This window comes from Zoogloea sp. (genome assembly GCF_028689785.1).
Taxonomy (GTDB): Bacteria; Pseudomonadota; Gammaproteobacteria; order Burkholderiales; family Rhodocyclaceae; genus Zoogloea.
The window spans coordinates 1-18,135 of sequence record NZ_JAQVCN010000037.1 but is presented as its reverse complement, the minus strand read 5'-3'; the positions used below and the strand labels follow the sequence as shown (position 1 = coordinate 18,135).

The 18,135-nt window shown below is 64.4% G+C and carries 11 protein-coding genes and 1 pseudogene; 7 read left to right on the top strand and 5 right to left on the bottom strand.

Features of this window, described 5'->3' with window-relative positions; genetic code table 11:
* Positions 1-12 precede the first annotated feature (12 nt).
* Complete coding sequence (locus PHI64_RS15335) at positions 13-441, bottom strand: thioesterase family protein (protein ID WP_299884348.1); 429 nt, start codon at positions 439-441, stop codon at positions 13-15.
* A 235-nt stretch (positions 442-676) separates the two neighbouring features.
* Here PHI64_RS15335 and PHI64_RS15330 point away from each other — a divergent pair, with 235 nt between their 5' ends.
* Positions 677-2,320: an electron transfer flavoprotein-ubiquinone oxidoreductase gene (locus tag PHI64_RS15330; protein WP_299884346.1), complete on the top strand. Its 1,644-nt coding sequence runs from the start codon at positions 677-679 to the stop codon at positions 2,318-2,320.
* 106 nt (positions 2,321-2,426) lie between these two features.
* Here the strand turns inward: PHI64_RS15330 and purL are convergent.
* Positions 2,427-6,355, bottom strand: a pseudogene (gene purL / locus PHI64_RS15325) (phosphoribosylformylglycinamidine synthase).
* A gap of 274 nt (positions 6,356-6,629) precedes the next feature.
* Between purL and PHI64_RS15320 the strand changes: the two are divergent.
* From PHI64_RS15320 to PHI64_RS15295, 6 genes are all read left to right on the top strand, one after another.
* The gene (locus PHI64_RS15320) at positions 6,630-8,027 is read left to right on the top strand and encodes a sensor domain-containing diguanylate cyclase (RefSeq protein WP_299884344.1); all 1,398 of its coding nucleotides are present in this window, start codon (positions 6,630-6,632) and stop codon (positions 8,025-8,027) included.
* 64 nt (positions 8,028-8,091) lie between these two features.
* Complete coding sequence (locus tag PHI64_RS15315) at positions 8,092-8,913, top strand: phosphatase PAP2 family protein (protein WP_299884342.1); 822 nt, start codon at positions 8,092-8,094, stop codon at positions 8,911-8,913.
* A gap of 2 nt (positions 8,914-8,915) precedes the next feature.
* The gene (locus PHI64_RS15310; protein WP_299884340.1) at positions 8,916-9,890 is read left to right on the top strand and encodes a lysylphosphatidylglycerol synthase transmembrane domain-containing protein; all 975 of its coding nucleotides are present in this window, start codon (positions 8,916-8,918) and stop codon (positions 9,888-9,890) included.
* A gap of 5 nt (positions 9,891-9,895) precedes the next feature.
* Positions 9,896-10,954 (top strand): glycosyltransferase family 2 protein, encoded by a 1,059-nt coding sequence (locus PHI64_RS15305; protein ID WP_299884338.1) that lies wholly within the window; start codon positions 9,896-9,898, stop codon positions 10,952-10,954.
* Positions 10,955-10,966: 12 nt separating this feature from the next.
* Complete coding sequence (locus PHI64_RS15300) at positions 10,967-12,529, top strand: glycosyltransferase family 39 protein (RefSeq protein WP_299884336.1); 1,563 nt, start codon at positions 10,967-10,969, stop codon at positions 12,527-12,529.
* The gene (locus PHI64_RS15295; protein ID WP_299884333.1) at positions 12,526-13,977 is read left to right on the top strand and encodes a glycosyltransferase family 39 protein; all 1,452 of its coding nucleotides are present in this window, start codon (positions 12,526-12,528) and stop codon (positions 13,975-13,977) included. The genes PHI64_RS15300 and PHI64_RS15295 overlap by 4 nt, the downstream gene beginning before the upstream one ends.
* A gap of 92 nt (positions 13,978-14,069) precedes the next feature.
* Here PHI64_RS15295 and PHI64_RS15290 read toward each other — a convergent pair whose 3' ends face one another.
* The 3 genes from PHI64_RS15290 to PHI64_RS15280 all read right to left on the bottom strand — a co-directional run.
* Entirely contained in the window at positions 14,070-16,058 is a 1,989-nt protein-coding gene (locus PHI64_RS15290) for a propionate--CoA ligase (protein WP_299884331.1), read from the bottom strand.
* The gene (locus PHI64_RS15285; RefSeq protein WP_299884329.1) at positions 16,036-17,217 is read right to left on the bottom strand and encodes a response regulator; all 1,182 of its coding nucleotides are present in this window, start codon (positions 17,215-17,217) and stop codon (positions 16,036-16,038) included. Before PHI64_RS15285 ends, PHI64_RS15290 begins: the two co-directional genes overlap by 23 nt.
* A gap of 23 nt (positions 17,218-17,240) precedes the next feature.
* A partial coding sequence (locus PHI64_RS15280) for an oxidoreductase (protein ID WP_299884327.1) occupies positions 17,241-18,135 on the bottom strand: 895 nt, incomplete at its 5' end.

The window sequence follows — 18,135 nt, the reverse complement described above, 5'->3', positions numbered from 1 at the left end:
CAAACACCCCGGCTAGCTTACCGTGTTGCGCAGCGCCTCGGGCATGGGCACCGACTTGCCGGTGCGCGGATCCATCCAGACGATTTTGGCGGCCCCTTCAGCGTAGAGCCGCTCATCACCTTCCACGAACAGTTCGTACCAGGTCATCAGGCTGCTGCGCCCAGGTTCGCCCGCGTACAGCTTGACCACCACCGTAGCCGGGTAATTAACGGGGATCAGGAAGGTGCAACTGGCGTTGATGATGACAGCACCATTCTCGGCTGCCGGGCTGACCAGAAAACCAGCCGCCTCGATCCACTCTACCCGAGCCTGCTCGAAGTAGCGGAAATAGACGGTGTTATTGACGTGGCCGTAGAAATCCATGTCGCCCCAGCGGACAACATGTCTGGATGTATGCAGGAGCCGGCGCGACGACGGGCTTGCTGCGGAAATCTCACTCACTGTTTCTCCTTTCGGGGTTTCTTGTAGGTATGATCCCGCGCCGACACGCGATACTGCGACATAACACGACAAAGCGCACCGGAACGGCAGCTCAATGTAACATACGCCTGCGTATGTTTTGCAGCACCCGGAGCACCCATTCGGCCGGCATTTGCCGCATCAGGGTCACAGCGCTAAGCTTGACGGACGAAGGCCCGGAACAACAACTCAAATAAGGATTCAGGAGGAGATAGCGATGGAACGTGATTCGATGGAATTCGACGTCCTGATTGTTGGTGGCGGGCCCGCCGGCCTTGCTGCCGCCATCAGGCTCAAGCAACTCGCAGCAGAAAAGGGGCAGGACTTCTCCGTCTGCCTGATCGAAAAGGCGGCCGAGATCGGCGCCCACATTCTCTCCGGCGCGGTGATTGACCCCCGCGCCCTCAACGAACTGATTCCCGACTGGAAGACTCAAGGCGCGCCCCTCAACACACCGGTCAGCGAAGACCGGGTGATCTTCCTGTCGGAGACCGGTGGCAAGCAGGTTCCCAATGGTCTGCTACCCGATGCCTTCCACAATGAAGGCAACTACATCGTCCGCCTGGGCAATCTGGCCAAATGGCTGGGTGAACAAGCTGAGGCCCTCGGCGTCGAGGTCTACCCCGGTTTTGCAGGTTCTCAGGTGCTTTTTGACGAAGCGGGTGCGGTGGCCGGCGTAATCACCGGTGACATGGGCGTGCTGCGTGATGGCAGCCAGGGCCCCAACTTCCAGCCCGGCATGGAGCTGCGCGCCAAATACACCCTGTTTGCCGAAGGCTGCCGCGGCCACTTGGGCAAACAGCTCGAAACCCGCTATGCCCTGCACGAGGGTGCCGACCCACAGACCTACGCCATCGGCATCAAGGAGCTGTGGGAGATTCCCGCCGGCCAGCACGTCCCCGGACTCGTGGTACACACCGCCGGTTGGCCCATGGACACGGCCACCTACGGCGGTGGCTTCTGCTATCACCTGGAAGACAATCTCGTATCAGTCGGCTACGTGGTCGGTCTGAACTACACCAACCCCTACCTCTCGCCCTTTGAAGAATTCCAGCGCTACAAGACCCACCCGGAAATCCGCAAATTCCTCGAAGGTGGCAAGCGTCTGGCCTACGGTGCCCGGGCCATCGCGGCCGGCGGCCTGCAGAGCCAACCAAAACTGGTATTCCCCGGCGGCGCCCTGATCGGCGACGATGCGGGCTTCCTCAATGCGGCCCGCATCAAGGGCTCCCATGCCGCCATGAAGTCCGGCATGCTGGCCGCCGAAGCGGCCTTCGACGCCCTGGCAGCCGGGCGCGCCCAGGATGAACTGAGCGCCTTCCCCGAGGCCTTCAAGGCCAGCTGGCTCCACGCCGAGCTGCACAAGACCCGCAACTTCAAGCCGTACATGAAGAAAGGCCTGTGGCTTGGCTCCCTGCTCTTCGGCATTGACCAGAAGCTCTTTGGTGGCAACGTGCCCTGGACCCTGCACAACTCGGCCGACCACACCGCCCTACGTCCGGCAGCAGAATGCCACCCCATCCCCTACCCTAAGCCCGACGGCAAACTCAGCTTCGATCGCCTGTCCTCGGTTTTCCTCTCCAACACCAACCACGAAGAAGAGCAGCCTTGCCACCTGCAGCTGCGCGACAGCTCGGTGCCCATCGCAATCAACCTGGCCAAGTATGACGCGCCCGAACAGCGCTACTGCCCGGCCGGCGTGTATGAGATCGTGCGCAGCGAGGAGGGCGACAACCCACGCCTGCAGATCAACGCTCAGAACTGCGTGCACTGCAAGACCTGCGACATCAAGGACCCGACCCAGAACATCAACTGGGTCGTCCCCCAGGGCGGCGAAGGGCCGATCTACCAGGGCATGTAAGCCTGCCTGGCACTATGAAAAAAGCCGGTGAGTTCGCGCTCACCGGCTTTTTTCTTGGCTACCGTGGGGTCGAACTCATTCGACCCCACGAACTTTCAGTCAGCCATTAGCCCACCCACTTGCGGGCGTTGCGGAACATCCGCATCCACGGCGAATCCTCGCCCAGATCAGCCGGATGCCAGCTCATCTGCACGGTACGGGCGGTGCGCTCCGGGTGCGGCATCATGATGGTGAAGCGGCCGTCCGGCGTGGTCAGGCCGGTAATGCCGGCGGGCGAACCGTTGGGGTTGAAGGGGTAACGCTCGGCCACGGCGCCGGTGTTGTCCACATAGCGCAGCGCCACCCGGGCGTTGTCCTGGGCATCGATACCGGCAAACACCGCCCGGCCTTCGCCATGAGACACCACGATGGGCATGCGGCTACCGGCCATGCCGGCCAGCAGGATGGACGGGCTGTCCTGCACCTCCACCATCACGAAGCGGGCCTCGAACTGCTCGCTGCGATTGCGATGGAACCGCGGCCAGGCCTCGGCGCCAGGAACGATCTCTGCCAGGTTGGACATCATCTGGCAGCCATTGCACACCCCAAGGGCGAAGGTGTCATCGCGCTTGAAGAAAATCTCGAACTGCTCACGCAGCGCAGGGTTGAACAGGATGGACTTAGCCCAGCCCTGCCCCGCCCCCAGCACATCGCCGTAAGAAAAACCACCACAAGCCGCCAGACCCTTGAAGTCGGCCAGGCGAACGCGACCGGCCTGAAGGTCGGACATATGCACGTCAAAGGGAGCAAAGCCCGCTCGCTCGAAGGCGGCGGCCATCTCGGCCTGGGAGTTGACGCCCTGCTCACGCAGGATAGCGATCTTCGGACGGGCGCCAGTGGCGATAAAGGGTGCAGCGATATCATCGGCCGGATTGAAGGTCAGCGCGACTGACAGCCCCGGATTGGCGCTGTCGGCGAGGGCTTCAAACTCTTCACGGGCACAGTCTGCGTCATCGCGCAGGCGGGCAATCTGGTAACTGGTCTCGGACCAGGTTTGCAGCAGCTCGGCGCGGGGGGCACTGAACACCAGCTTGGCGTTACGCCAGAAGCGCAGCTCGTCCCGGTCGTTGGGCTCGCCAACGAAGTGGTAGGACAGCTTGGCGGCGCGCAAGGCCTCGGTGAAACGGCTGCGGTCGTCGCGACGGATCTGGATGACGGCACCCAGCTCTTCGGCAAACAGGGCCTGGAAAAGCTTGTCGTTGAAGCGCCCCTTGAGGGAATCCGGGCGCTTGTCGAGGCCGTCCACGTCGTTCATGTACTGGTCGTAGGCCACGGTATCCAGCATCACCGACAAACCGCATTTCGAGGCAAAGGCCATCTCGCACAGGGTGGCAAAAAGGCCGCCATCAGCGCGATCGTGGTAAGCAAGGATCAGGTCATCCTGACGCCACTGCTGGATCAGCTCGAAGAAAGCCTTGAGCTGGTCGGCGTCCACGTCGGGAGCATGCTCGGCCACCGAGTTGTAGGCCTGGGCAGTACCGAGCCGCCGAGGCGGTTGGCGTTGTTGCCCAGATCGATGAGCAGCAGCTCGGTGTCGACGCCCTCGGGGAACTGTAGCTGGGGCGTGAGGGTCCGGCGCACATCCTGCACCGGCGCAAAGCCGGTGACAATCAGGGACAGGGGCGACACCACCTGCTTGTCCTCACCCTCCTCGTTCCAGGCGGTACGCATGGACAGGGAGTCCTTGCCCACCGGGATGGCGATGCCGGCCCGCTGGCAGAACTGCGAGACGGCCTCGACGGTCATGTAGAGCTTGACGTCCTCGCCCCGGTGGCCGGCAGCAGCCATCCAGTTGGCGGAGAGCTTCACGTCACCCAGGCTGCGGATGTCGGCGGCGGCGATGTTGGTGATGGCCTCGCCGATCGCCATGCGGCCGGAGGCCGGCGCATCGAGGGTAGCCACCGGGGTACGCTCGCCCATGGCGAAGGCCTCGCCCAGGTAGCCCTGGTAGCTCATGGTGGTCACGGCCACGTCGGCCACCGGAATCTGCCACGGGCCGACCATCTGGTCGCGGGCGGTCATGCCGCCAACGGAGCGGTCGCCGATGGTGATCAGGAAGTTCTTGCTGGCCACCGCCGGCATGCGCAGCACGCGGCGACAGGCGTCGCCCAGATCAATGTCGGTGACGTCGAAGGGCGGCACGAAGACCTGGCGGCTGGACACGTTGCGGGTCATCTTGGGCGGCTTGCCCAGCAGGACCTGCATCTCCATGTCCACCGCGTTGTTGTCGAAGTGGCGGTCGGAGACCACCAGCTGGCCGTCGTCCGAGGCCGTGCCGACCACCGCAAACGGGCAGCGCTCACGTTCGCAGATGGCCTTGAAGACATCCAGACTCTCCGGCGCAATGGCCAGCACGTAGCGCTCCTGGGACTCGTTCGACCAGATCTCCCGCGGGCTCATGCCCGGCTCTTCGATGTGTACCTCGCGCAGTTCGAAGTGCGCGCCCAGTTCGGCGGAGTCCGCCAGCTCGGGGAAGGCGTTGGACAGGCCGCCGGCGCCCACGTCGTGGATCGACAGGATGGGGTTGGCTTCACCCTTCTGCCAGCAGGCGTCGATGACCTCCTGGCAACGGCGCTGGATCTCCGGATTGCCGCGCTGCACGGAAGCGAAGTCCAGGTCGGCGGTATTGGTGCCGGTCGCCATCGACGAGGCGGCGCCGCCGCCCAGGCCGATCAGCATGCCGGGGCCGCCCAGCTGGATCAGCAGGGTGCCGGGGCCGAACTTGATCTTGAAGGACTGCTGGTCCTGAATGCTACCCAGACCGCCGGCGATCATGATGGGCTTGTGGTAGCCCCGCACCTCGTCCTGCACGCTCTGCTGAAAGGTGCGGAAATAACCGGTCAGGTTGGGACGACCGAATTCGTTGTTGAAAGCGGCCGCACCCAGGGGGCCTTCAATCATGATGTCCAGCGGCGACGCGATGCGCTCGGGCTTGCCGTAGGCCTGCTCCCAGGGCTGCTCGAAGCCGGGAATCTCCAGGTTGGACACGGAGAAGCCGGCCAGACCGGCCTTGGGCTTGGAGCCGCGGCCGGTTGCGCCTTCGTCGCGGATCTCGCCGCCGGAGCCGGTGGAAGCGCCCGGGAAGGGAGAGATCGCGGTGGGGTGGTTGTGGGTCTCGACCTTGGCCAGGATGTGGGTCAGCTCGTCGCGGAACTTCCAGGCGCCATCGGCATCCGGATAGAGCTTGGCGACGGTGGCGCCTTCGATCACCGAGGCGTTGTCGGAGTAGGCCACCACCGTGCCCTCCGGGTGGGCCTTGTGGGTCTCACGGATCATGCCGAACAGGGTCTTGTCCATCGGCCGGCCGTCGATCACCCAGTCGGCGTTGAAGATCTTGTGGCGACAGTGCTCGGAGTTGGCCTGGGCGAACATCATCAGCTCCACGTCGGTGGGGTTGCGCCCCATGCGGGTGAAGTTGTCCACCAGGTAGTCGATCTCGTCCTCGGACAAGGCCAGGCCCAGCTCACTGTTGGCCACCACCAGGGCGTCACGGCCCTGCTCGATGATGGCCACGGTGGTGAGGGGCTGGGGCTCGTAGTGGTGGAACAGGGCGTGGGCCGCATCCACGTTGTCCAGCACCGACTCCGTCATGCGATCGTGGATGGCCGGCAACACCGCCTCCCTGTCGCGGGCGTCGAGGCCGCCGCGCAGATCGAAGCTGAGAGCCATACCCCGCTCGATGCGGATGATCTTGTCAAAGCCGCATTGCCGGGCAATGTCGGTGGCCTTGGACGACCAGGGCGAAATGGTGCCCAGGCGCGGCGTGACCAGCAGCAGGCTACCCGCCGGCGCCTCTCCCTCCGGGTGCGCACCCAGCAGATCCACCAGACGGGCGAGCTCGTCGGCCGACAGGGGCGCACTGATCTCGACAAGGTACCAGTGCTCCGCAGCCAGCCCCCGCAAGCGGGGCAGCACGGTTTTGACCGATTCGGTCAGGCGGGCAAGACGGGAACGGGAAACGGCGGGCGCACCGCGCAGCTTGAGGATTTCGGACATGGCAAGGATGGGCGCGAGGTTTGTACCGGCCCGCGGGAGTCAGCAGACTCACAAACGGACCCGAGAAAAGCCCGGCATTATACCCGAGCCCATGGCCGGCTCCGATCAGGGTTTCATGGGAGGGCACGACCGTGCATGCCGGACGCACTACCCGGACGGTCGGAAATGCATCCGACCTATGCAATAATCCGGCGCCATCCCGTCTGTGGATTGATCGTTCATGTCATCTCGCCGCGCATCACCTCGAACCTCCCTGTCCTCCCGGACGTTCTGGGTGCTCGCCGTTCTATTCTGCGCCATCGAAACGATCATCCTGATGCTGGCCTACCAGCAGACAGTAGCCCATCGGCGCGTGTCAGAGCAGCTGTCGCTAGTCCGGCAGAGCACAGCCATGGCTTGGGATATCGCGGCCGGCCAGTCCCCCACGGTACACGCTGACATCATCATCAACCCCGCCGTCCGCGACCCACGCCACCGCTGGCTGGAGTCAGCACTGCAAGGGCTTGCCGGCGGAGGGACGGTGCACACCCTCGAGAACGTCGAACTTGTCCTGACACCCCTCGACAACGTCGCCGCACGCCGCACCCTGACCGAACTGATGGCCCGCTGGAACAATTTTGCCCGGCTCGAAGTCCTTGACCCAGGCTCTGCCAGTGCCGCCCGCGAGCTCGCCACCATCGCTCCGATCCTGAGCGAGCTGGCCCGACTGCTCGCCACCCAGCACGAGGAGGCTGTCGTACTGGCCGACCGGCTCACCGCGCTGGCGGTGATCACCGGTCTGGTCGCCTTTGTGGTCATGTGTGCCGTATTCCTGCGGCAGACGCAACGCTCCGAGCGCTCAGGCCGGTTGATGCGTTCGATGATGAACCAGATTGGTGCCGGAGTTTGCATCCTGGGCAGCACCGACAAAATCGCCGATGCCAACCGGGCTGCCTGCCGCATGCTGGGCCGCCCTCGCAAGGCCCTCCGAGGCAAGCGCCTGGAAGACATACTGACCGAGCAGGAAGGCGTCTGGACCGGCGAACGCCCCGACGGCATGCCCCTTGCCATCGAGCGCATTCCGGGCACCATCGAAGGTTACAAAGGCCCCTTGCGCATCGTAACGCTGCTGGATGTGACAGCACGCCACCTGACCGCCGAATGCCTGCAGCACCTGGCCAATCATGATGCCCTCACCAGCCTGCCCAACCGCAGCTTCCTCGAAGGGCACTTCAAGAAGGAGCTTGCCCGCAGCACAGCACAGGGTCTGGCGCTGGGTGTCGCTGTTCTCGACCTGGATGGCTTCAAGCCCATCAACGACACCTACGGACACGCCATTGGCGACGCCCTGCTGGTGCAGATTGCCCAGCGCCTGAGCGCTGCCCTGCGCAACGACGACGTGATCGCCCGCGTCGGCGGCGACGAGTTCGTGGGGGTATTTCCCGACATCAACAACCGGGAAAGCCTGCGCTTCCTCGGTGATCGCTTGCTCGGCGTGTTTGCCCACCCCTTTCAGATTCAGGAGCACCTTATTCCCATGGCGGGCAGCATTGGCCTGGCCCTGGCCCCGGAAGACGGCAACGATCAGGACAGCCTCCTGCGCGCCGCAGATGCCGCCATGTACCGGGCAAAACAGGCAGGCAAGCGCCCCGCTCTACTGACCAGCATCGGAAACAACGGCCGCGCAGCCTGACAACGGCGTCAATCCGGCAGCCTGATCGGGTAAACTGCTGGGCTTTGCTGTCACCATCCACGCCTTGCCCTCACACTCCCTGCCCAAGCCCGGATTCGATCCGCCAGCGACCTCCGCCGATGCTTTCCCGCGTCTGTGGGCAGCGATCCCGGCCACGTTTCTGGTGGCTATGGCAGCTGGTTTGGCATTGAGTGGGCACAACCAGGCCGTTTTTCTGCGCATCAATGCGGCCAGCACCGAATGGCTCCCGCCCGCCCTGTGGTCAGCCATCACCCTGAGCGGGTCAGTGCTCGGCATGATCGCCCTTCTCGCCCCAACCCTGAAGACCCAGCCCCGCTGGCTCGCCGCCGCCTTTCTTGCGGCACCGCTCGGCGTGCTGTTCAGCCAGGGTGGGAAGCGCTACTTCGACGTGATGCGCCCGGCCGGTGTGCTGGAAGCCGGCAGCTTTCAGCAGATCGGCCAGAAGCTCTATGTGCATGCCTTCCCTTCAGGCCACAGCACGACGGCCTTCCTGGTCGCCGCGGTACTGATCCTCGCCTGGCCCCGGGATGACCGCCGCGGCCGGGCGGCCCTCGTCCTTCTTTCCCTTGCTGCCCTCATCGGCCTGTCGCGCATCGCGGTGGGCGCCCATTGGCCCCTGGATGTGCTGGTCGGTGCGGCCGGGGGCTGGCTGGCCGGCAGCCTGGGCGTGTGGCTGTCGGGCCGGTTGCGCTTCTGGGACCGCCCCGGGGGCGTCCGCGCCATGGCCGCCGTCGCAGTAGCCACCAGCCTGGCCATGATCTTCGTGGACCTGGGCTATCCTCAAGCGCACCTCTACCAGATCGGCCTCGCCGCATGGGGAATCGGTGGGGCAGCTGCAGCGCTGATGCGGGATCGGGAACGCTGACCATGAAAATCATCAAACGGATCCTCGCTGTCACCGTCTCTCTGGGCCTGCTGGCCTGGCTGATCTCCGACGACCGCTGGCGTGGGGTCGGCGAGGTGGTCAGCCGTGTCGACCGACTTACCCTGGCGCTGTCCACCGCCGGCTTCCTCCTGTCCTATCTGCTACGCACCCTGCGGGTCTTCGATGAGTTCCGGGCCCAGGCGAAGGGGCGTTTCGGCGCATGCCTGCGCATCGTGCTGATCCACAACGCGATGGTCAATGTGGTGCCCTTCCGCGGTGGCGAGGCGGCCTTTCCGCTGCTCCTGCGGCAGAGCTTCGGCATTCCACTACCCCGGGCGGTGGCGTCCCTGTTCTGGTTCCGCCTGCAGGACGCCTTCGTCGTCCTGGCGCTGGCGGCCCTTGTCTGGCCGGGGCTACACCCAGCGCTAAAGGCCCTGGCCGTGGCAGGTGTGCTGACCCTGGCCTGGTGGCTCCCCCGCTGGGCCCGCATGCCCCACAACTGGGCCGAGGGCAAAGCCCTCACGGCCAAGCTCGGCAAGATTCGCGACGCCTTCGCCGAAAGCACACGCCACGCGCGCTTCGGCTGGGTGTGGACGCTGGCCAACTGGACCGTCAAGCTCGCTGCCCAGGCCAGCCTACTGGCCGCCCTGATCCCCGCGGGCATCGCCATTGGGGCCGCCGGCGCCCTGGGTGCCGAACTGGCAGCCATCCTTCCGATCCAGGGCGTGGCCGGCTTTGGCACCTACGAAGCCGGTGCCGCTGCAGCCCTGCTGCCCAGTGGCATTGCGCTGGCGGCCGGACTGCAGGTCGCCCTGGCCCTGCATTTATTCGTCATCGCGTGCTCGGTCACTGCCGGCGCTGGAGCCTGGCTTTTCCCCGCCCCGGCCGCCCATCAGGCGAGCGCAGCCGCCGCGTCCGACTTACAATCCGCCTCGTCCGCCGCCGACGGGGCGCAAACCAAAATCTCAGCCGAATAGCCATCATGACCGACTCCACCCAGCTCTCCCCGCTTCCACCGGCCTCACCGGACATCCCGGCTGACCTGCCTCCTCATCGCCTGTCGGTGGTCGTGCCTCTGTACAACGAAGAAGACAACGTGGACCCGCTCCTCGCGCGCATCCATCTGGCCCTCGGCCCCTACCCCTATCCGTGGGAGGTGGTGATCGTTGACGACGGCTCGTCCGACAACACCGTACCCAATCTCGAGAAGGCCGCCCTGCGCTACGGGCCCCACGTACGCATCGTCGCCCTGATGCGCAACTTCAAGCAGACTGCTGCCATGCAGGCGGGTCTTGACGCAGCCCGCGGCGATGTCATTGTCACCATGGACGGTGACCTGCAGAACGACCCCATCGACATCCCCCGCATGGTCGGCCGCCTGCTCCGCGAAGACCTCGATCTGGTGGCCGGCTGGCGCAAGAACCGCAAGGACGGGATGATCCTGCGCAAGATCCCCTCCAAGATCGCCAACCGCCTGATCGCCCGCATCACCGGCGTGCATCTGCAGGATTACGGCTGCTCCCTCAAGGCCTTCCGCGCCAGCGCCATCAAGAATGTGCGTCTTTATGGCGAGATGCATCGCTTCATCCCGGCCTGGCTGGCCACGGTCACCACGCCGCGCAAGATCGCCCAGGAGGTCGTGACCCACCACGCGCGCATGTTCGGCGAATCCAAGTACGGCATCTCGCGCACCTTCCGGGTCATTCTCGACCTGATCTTTGTTTACTTCTTCATGCGCTTCCGCACCCGCCCAGGCCACTTCTTCGGTGGCATTGGGCTGGGGCTGGGGGCGCTGGGCATGCTGATCCTCAGCTACCTGGGCCTGCTCAAGCTGTTCACCGGCGCCTCGATCGGCACCCGCCCGATGTTCTTCGGCGGCTTCTTCTTCGTTATCGCCGGCATCCAGATGGTGACCACCGGCGTCCTCGCCGAGTTGCTCACCCGGGTGTACTTTGAATCCGGCCAGAGCCAAGCCTACGTGGCCCGGGACAGTGCAGCCCTGGACGACAGCCAGGGCTGGCGCACCGGCGACGACAAGTAAGCGCTTCCGCCGATGCCCGGATTCCATCCCGCCGGCGGAACGCTCGCCGGCAGCCTCCTTGGCCGCCTTATTCTCGCACTTCCGCTGCTGGCCTTCCTGCTGCGTCTCGGCGGGGCACCGCTCTTCGATGTGGACGAGGGGGCGTTCTCGGAGGCCACCCGTGAGATGTTCGAGCGGGGCGACTTCCTGTTCACCTACCTCAATGGCGCGCCGCGCTTCGACAAGCCGATCCTGGTTTACTGGCTGCAGTCCATCGGCTACCTGATCTTCGGCCCCAGCGAATGGGCTTTCCGGCTGCCGTCGGCAGTGGCGGCCATCGTTTGGAGCTACGCCACCTACTTCTTTGCCCGCCGCCGCATCGGCGAGGACGCCGCCCTGATCGCCCTGGCCGTGGCTTGCACGGCCCTCGGCCCCTTCGCCATCGGCCGCGCCGCTACCGCTGACGGCCTGCTCAATTGCCTGCTGGCCCTGACCCTCTTCGACGTCTGGCGCCACCTGGAAAGTGGCCGTCGCACACCCTTGCTGCGGGCCTTTGTATGGATCGGGCTGGGTGCCCTGACCAAGGGACCAGTCGCCCTGATCGTCCCGGGTACGGTCACCCTGCTCTACTGCGCCAGCCGCGGTGAGTGGAAGACCTGGCTGCGCACCGTCTTCAACCCCCTTGGTCTGCTGATTCTGACGGCCATCGCGGCACCCTGGTACGCCTACGCCTACGCGCTCCACGGCCAGGACTTCATCGACGGCTTCATCATGCGCCACAACGTCCAGCGTTTCTCTGGATCCCTGGAGGGCCACGGCGGCGGCGCCTTCTATTACCTGATTGCCGTACCCCTGCTCCTGCTCCCGTGGAGCGGCCTGTTCGTGAACAGCCTGAGAAAGATCCGCAGCGATGTGCCCTACCCGCTCCGGCGCTTCCTGTGGATCTGGTTCGGCTTCGTGCTGGCCTTCTTCTCCCTGTCTGGCACCAAGCTGCCCCACTACGTGCTCTATGGCTGTACACCGCTGTTCATTCTGATCGGGCTGCATGCAGACGAAGCCCGCCGGGCCTGGCCCCACCTGATTGCGCCGGGCCTGCTGCTGCTGCTCTTCCCTCTGCTGCCAAACCTGTTTGATGCGCTAGCCCACAGCAGCCTGGGCGACGGCTTTTACCGTGCCCAGCTTGGCCGCGCTCTGGAGGTGGCCGACGGCATCTACATCGGCGCCACGGTGGGTGGTCTGATGGTGTGGCTCGGCATCGTGTTCTTTCCCCGGGTCCGACTCATTCCCAAGTTGGTCATCACCGCGGCATTGCAGGCCGTCCTGCTCGCCGGCGTGGTTGTCCCCTATGCGGGCGAGCTGGCACAAGGCCCGGTCAAGGCCGCCGGCCTGAAAGCCCGGGAGCTCGGCGAAGAAGTGATGTTCTGGCGCTTTACCACTGCGCCCAGCTTCAGCGTCTATCGCCAGGCGATCACCCTCAAGGGCAACCCCGAAGCCGGCCAGGTGGCTCTGACACGCGTGGACCGCCTGCCCGCAGATGCGCCGGTGGACATCCTGTTCCGTGAAGGCGGTGTTGCCCTGGTGCGGATCAAGCCATGAAAGACCGCAGTCTTGTCGGGCCGCTGGCCCTTATTGCCGCCCTCCTCACCACCTATCGCATCTGGGTGATCAACCACCTGGGGATCGATCTGTATGTGGACGAGGCCTATTACTGGGGCTGGTCCCAGAATCTGGACTGGGGCTATTACTCCAAGCCGCCGCTGATCGCCGCGCTGATCGCCGCCAGCACCGCCTTGCTCGGCAACGGGCTGGTGGCCATCAAGTTGCCCTCGCTGCTGCTCTACCCCGCCACCGCCTTCGCCCTGTATGCGCTGGGCTGTCGCTTGTATTCGCCCCGGATCGGTTTCTGGGCCGGGCTGGGTTTCCTGTCCATGCCGCTGGTGGCCGCCTTGGGCCTGTTCGTGTCCACAGACGCGCCGCTGCTGCTGTGTTGGTCCCTGGCGCTGCTGTTCCTGCTCCGGGCATTGGAGCGAGACGGATGGAGCAACTGGCTGGCCTGCGGTGCAATGATCGGAATCGGCCTGATGTCCAAGTACACCATGGCCGCCTTTCTGCCGTCGGCACTGCTGCTCCTTACCATCGACCCACATCATCGGCGCTGGTTGGCCCGCCCCCAGCCTTGGGTGGCGCTACTCCTCGCCTTCGCGGTGCTGTCGCCAAACCTTTACTGGAACTGGGCTCACGACTTCCCCACCTTCCGCCATACCGCCGAGATCACCCGGGTCGGTCATGGTGAAAGGGGCTTGCACCCAGGTCAGCTGGGAGAGTTTCTGGGCGCCCAGTGGCTTTCTTTCGGCCCGGTGCTGGGAATACTCCTGGCCTGGGCTCTGCTCCGCAGCCGCAGCCTGGCCAGAACGCCAGCCCACCGGACGCTGCTGATCTTCATCCTGCCGCTACTGCTGCTGGTGAGCGTGCAGGCACTCACCGGCCGGGCTAACGGCAACTGGGCGGCCCCCATTTTCGTGGCAGCCTGCTTGCTGGTTCCGGCCGTGTTCTTGAAAGAGCGCAAGCGCTGGGTCATCGCCGGCATCGCCTTTAATCTGCTGGCCTCCACTGCGGCCTACCACTGGCCGGATCTGGCCCGTGCCACCGGCATCGAACTCACTGCCAAGAACGACCCCTTCAAGCGCGCCCGCGGCTGGATCAATCTGGCTGAGGCCGTACGCCCTTACCTGGCCGCACATCCGGGCGCTGTGATGGTTGCCGAGGACCGTGAGCTGATCGCCCACTTGGTGTATCGCCTCCACCCCACCGAATATGCCGCCTGGCATCCGGGTGGAACGCCCATCGACCACTATGAGCTGATGACCAGACTGGACGACAAGCGCGGCCGGGACATCCTCTACATCGGCCGCAAGGCCGACATCCCCGAGATCGCCGCACGCTTCGCCTCCAGCGAGAAGCTCGGCAAGATCGTCGTGCCGATCCACAAGGATTTCCGGCGCGAAGTCCATATCTTTTTGCTGCGGGACTTCCAGGGTTACTGAAGCGCCCCGATCCCGGGCTTCCGTCAGGAGGGATAAAAAACCCGACCGGCCTTATGGGCCGGTCGGGTTTTTACGGCAGAGCGGCCGGCGACTTACTTTGCAGCCAGCGCGGTCTTGATCTGCTCGAGGGTCGAAGGATCTTCGATGGTAGTCAGATCACCCGGATCGCGGCCCTCAGCCAGGGCCTGGATGGAGCGCCGCAGCATCTTGCCGGAGCGGGTCTTGGGCAGACCGGAGATGAAATGCACGCGGGCCGGACGGGCGATGGCGCCGAGGCTGCCATCCACCAGCTTCATGACGGCCTTCTCAAGCTCGACCACCTTTTCCGGCGTATCCACCGAAGCGGGATCCTTGACCACCGCGAAGGCCATGGGCATTTGGCCCTTGAGCTGATCAGCCACACCGACCACGGCCACTTCGGCAATCGCCGGGTGGGCCTGGACGGCCTCCTCGATCTCACGGGTTCCCAAGCGGTGGCCGGCCACGTTGATCACATCGTCGGTACGACCAAGAATCTTGTAGTAACCGGCGTCGTCCTTGATGCCCCAGTCGAAGCTGGAGTAGACCAGCGGCTCCTGGAACAGGGTGAAGTAGGTGGACACGAAGCGCTTGTCGTCGCCCCATACGGTGGACAAACAACCCGGCGGTAGCGGCGGCACAACGCCGACGATGCCTTTTTCATTGGGGCCACACTCGGAACCGTCATCGCGGAACAGACGCACGTCGTAGCCATACACCGGGAAGCCCGGGGAACCCAGCTGAACGTCGTGTTTCTCGACGCCCGGCATCAGCGACAGCATCGCCCAACCGGTCTCGGTCTGCCAGTAGTGGTCGATGACCTGGATGCCCAACTCGTCCATCATCCACTGGTGGGAGGTTTCATCCATCGGTTCGCCGGCGCAATACAGAGCGCGCAACTTGGACAGGTCGTACTTCTTGAGGAAGGCCGGATCCTGCTTCTTGAGAACGCGGATGGCTGTCGGCGCACTGAACATCACGGTGACTTCCTGCTCCTGGCAGATTTTCCACCAGATGCCTGCGTCGGGACGCAGCGGGGTGCCTTCGTACATGATCGTGGCCATGCCGTTGATCAGCGGGCCGTAGATGATGTAACTGTGACCCACCACCCAGCCGATATCGGAGGTGGAGAAGAAGGTTTCGCCCGGATTGCCACAGTAGATGTGCTTCATCGATGCAGCCAGGGCCACTGCGTAGCCGCCGGTGTCACGCTGCACGCCCTTCGGCTTGCCAGTGGTGCCGGAGGTATACAGGATGTAGCTGGGCTCGGAGGATTCAAGCCAGGTGACGGGAACCTGGGCATCCATATGCTTGGCGCGCAGGGTGGCGTAATCCACGTCGCGGCCGGCGACGACGTTCATCTCCTTGTCGAGGCCGCGATTGACCATCAGCACGGCAGCCGGCTTGTGCTCGGCGAGGCCGATGGCTTCGTCCAGCAGGTGCTTGTAGGGAACCGGACGGCCGCCACGCATGCCGGCGTCGGAGGAGACGATCACGGTGGGCTTGGCGTCGTCGATGCGGGTGGCCAGGGAGTGGGAGGCAAAACCGCCGAAAACCACGGAATGGATGGCGCCGATACGGGTGCAGGCCAGCATCGCGAAGCAGGCCTCGGCGATCATCGGCATGTAGATCAGGACCCGGTCGCCCTTTTTGACACCCAGCTCCTGGTAGATCGCCGCCATGCGCATGACTTCGGTACGCAGTTCAGAGAAGGAGTAGACCTTCTCCTCGTCGGTCTCGGTGGAGATGTAGACCAGGGCCTTGCCGTTGGGATTGGTTTCGGCGTGGCGGTCAACCGCGTTGTAGCAGAGGTTGGTTTCGCCGCCGACGAACCACTTGACGAAGGGTGGCTTGGAAAAATCGTAAACCTGTTCGGGTTGCTTGTTCCAGTGGACCAGCTGCGCCTGCTCGCCCCAGAAGCCGTTGCGGTCTTCAACGGAGCGCTTGTGAAATTCCTTGTATGAAGCCATGGGTTCCTCTCCCTTTTTCGAATAGTCAAACCACTGCGTAGGATGGCGATGCGTCGTGGCGCCCGCCTTGTTATTCGTCTTTGGATGCTGCATTCACCAGACCGGTTTCTGCAACGCGCGCGAGGGTGGCTAGCGGCAGACCGGAGGGGAATTCGGATTCTATCAATTCCAGTAGCGGCAAGAGTGTCCGTATGGCGTCGGGAAGCTGCTTACGCAAGCGAGGGTCGAGACCCGCAGTCCGCAACTGGAGGAGGTACTGGTCGATGCTGACCGGCGCACGGGTCGGCACGCTGACCATGTCGGCCGTAACCTCGCCCTTCTCGCCCATCACCCGGTTGCCGCCGTCGGCCCTGCCTGCCGCAATGCGCTGCACCGCAACACCGATGAGGTGACTGACGGTCTGGGTCCGGCCAGGCTCGGCAGCCGCCAGACCGATAGTGATCTGAATGCGGATACGCTCCTCGCGATAGGTCATCACGATGTGATCGATGGCCGCCCGCAGACGCATGGCAAAAGCACAAGCACCATCCATGTTGGTACTCGGGGACACAATCACGAAACGGGCCGGGGCCAGTTCGGCGACCGTGTCTTCCTGACGCAGCTTGGTGGCAAGGATCTTGGAGAGCTTGCGATTGACCAGCTGCGCCACATGCGCCCCGTAACGGGCAATCAACGTGTCGAACTGGTCGATCTCGATGACCATCACCGAAAGATCCCCATGTCGCCGCTGAGCCAGCGACAGCTCCTGGGCTGCGTGGTAGTGCAGATAGGACGGAGTGGCCAGCCCGGAAGCGGGGTCGGTAGGGCTGGCGGTGGCCAGGGCCGCCCGACTCTCTTCCAGGTCCCGCTGGGTACGAGCCAGTTGGGTCAGGGCCTCCAGGCGCGCCAGCAACTCGACGTTGCCGATGCTCTTGGAGATGAAATCAGTGGCCCCGGCACTCTTGGCCTTAACCCTCACATCCGGTTCATCGTCCCCGGAAATCACCACCACCGGCAAGGTGTTGATACGGGAAATACGGCTGCGACGGATGCGCTCGAGCAAACCATAGCCATCTAGGCGAGGCATGCCAATGTCGGTGATCACGGCCTGAATGGTGGGGTCCACCATCAGGGTCTGCCAGCCAGCCTCCCCATCGGCCTCTTCCCGCACCTCAAAGCGGTCCCGCACGTGCCGGATGATGGAAGCACGCACCATCCGGGAATCGTCGATGATCAAGACCCTAGGCAGGGCCTGATCGCTGTCTTCTGTCATGCTGGACTCGCTCAAAATGGGCTTCAGGGATTTACGGCAATGACTGTGCGCCCCTTGACCCGTCCGGCGATGAAGTCGTCAAAAACCCCGGGCAAGTCGGCAAACGGTACGGTCCGGGTCATCGCTGCCAGGTGGCGCGGCTTGAGATCGGTGGCCAGGCGCTCCCACACCCGCGCCCGGGTGGGAAAGCCCATGTAGCCGGAATCGATCCCGAGCAGGCTCACGCCCCGCAGGATGAACGGAAACACGGTGGTCGGCAGGTTGATGCTCTGGGCGTTGCCGATGCTCGCCACCGTACCGGCCTGCTTCATGGTGGACAGCACCCAGGCCAGAATGTCTCCGCCCACGTTGTCCACTGCACCTGCCCACAAGCCGGCATCAAGCGGGCGCGTCTTGGCCGGATCGATGGTGTCACGCAAGCGAATCTCTGCCGCACCGAGTTCCTTCAGGTAGGCCTCCTCGTGCGCCTTGCCGGTCAGCGCGACCACGTGGTAGCCGAGCCCTGCAAGCATGTCGATGGCCAGACCGCCAACGCCGCCACTGGCGCCGGTGACGACCACCGGGCCGTTCGCGGGTCGCAGGCCGTTGTCTTCCATCCGGACCACGCCCAGTGCGGCAGTGAAGCCTGCGGTGCCCAGGGCCATCGACTCGAAAAGTGACAAGCCCGCCGGAAGAGGAACAACCCAGCCTGCCGGAATCCGCGCGTATTCAGCGTAACCGCCGTGGTGTGCCACCCCGATGTCGAAACTGGTGGCGATCATTGCATCACCGATCTTGAAGCGCGGATCGGCTCTCTCGACGACCGTCCCGGACAGATCGATCCCCCCCACGCACGGAAAGCGGCGAATGATCTTTCCAGCCCCCGTCGCAGCCAGCGCATCCTTGTAATTCACGCTTGAGTATGCCACCTTGATAAGA

What these genes read in the sequence shown, in the direction of transcription:
- PHI64_RS15295 (WP_299884333.1), top strand. Translation starts at nt 12,526, where the DNA reads ATGAAAGACCGCAGTCTTGTCGGGCCGCTGGCCCTTATTGCCGCCCTC.
- PHI64_RS15290 (WP_299884331.1), bottom strand. Translation starts at nt 16,058, where the DNA reads ATGCAGCATCCAAAGACGAATAACAAGGCGGGCGCCACGACGCATCGC.
- PHI64_RS15330 (WP_299884346.1), top strand. Translation starts at nt 677, where the DNA reads ATGGAACGTGATTCGATGGAATTCGACGTCCTGATTGTTGGTGGCGGG.
- PHI64_RS15305 (WP_299884338.1), top strand. Translation starts at nt 9,896, where the DNA reads ATGACCGACTCCACCCAGCTCTCCCCGCTTCCACCGGCCTCACCGGAC.
- PHI64_RS15310 (WP_299884340.1), top strand. Translation starts at nt 8,916, where the DNA reads ATGAAAATCATCAAACGGATCCTCGCTGTCACCGTCTCTCTGGGCCTG.
- PHI64_RS15285 (WP_299884329.1), bottom strand. Translation starts at nt 17,217, where the DNA reads ATGACAGAAGACAGCGATCAGGCCCTGCCTAGGGTCTTGATCATCGAC.
- PHI64_RS15300 (WP_299884336.1), top strand. Translation starts at nt 10,967, where the DNA reads ATGCCCGGATTCCATCCCGCCGGCGGAACGCTCGCCGGCAGCCTCCTT.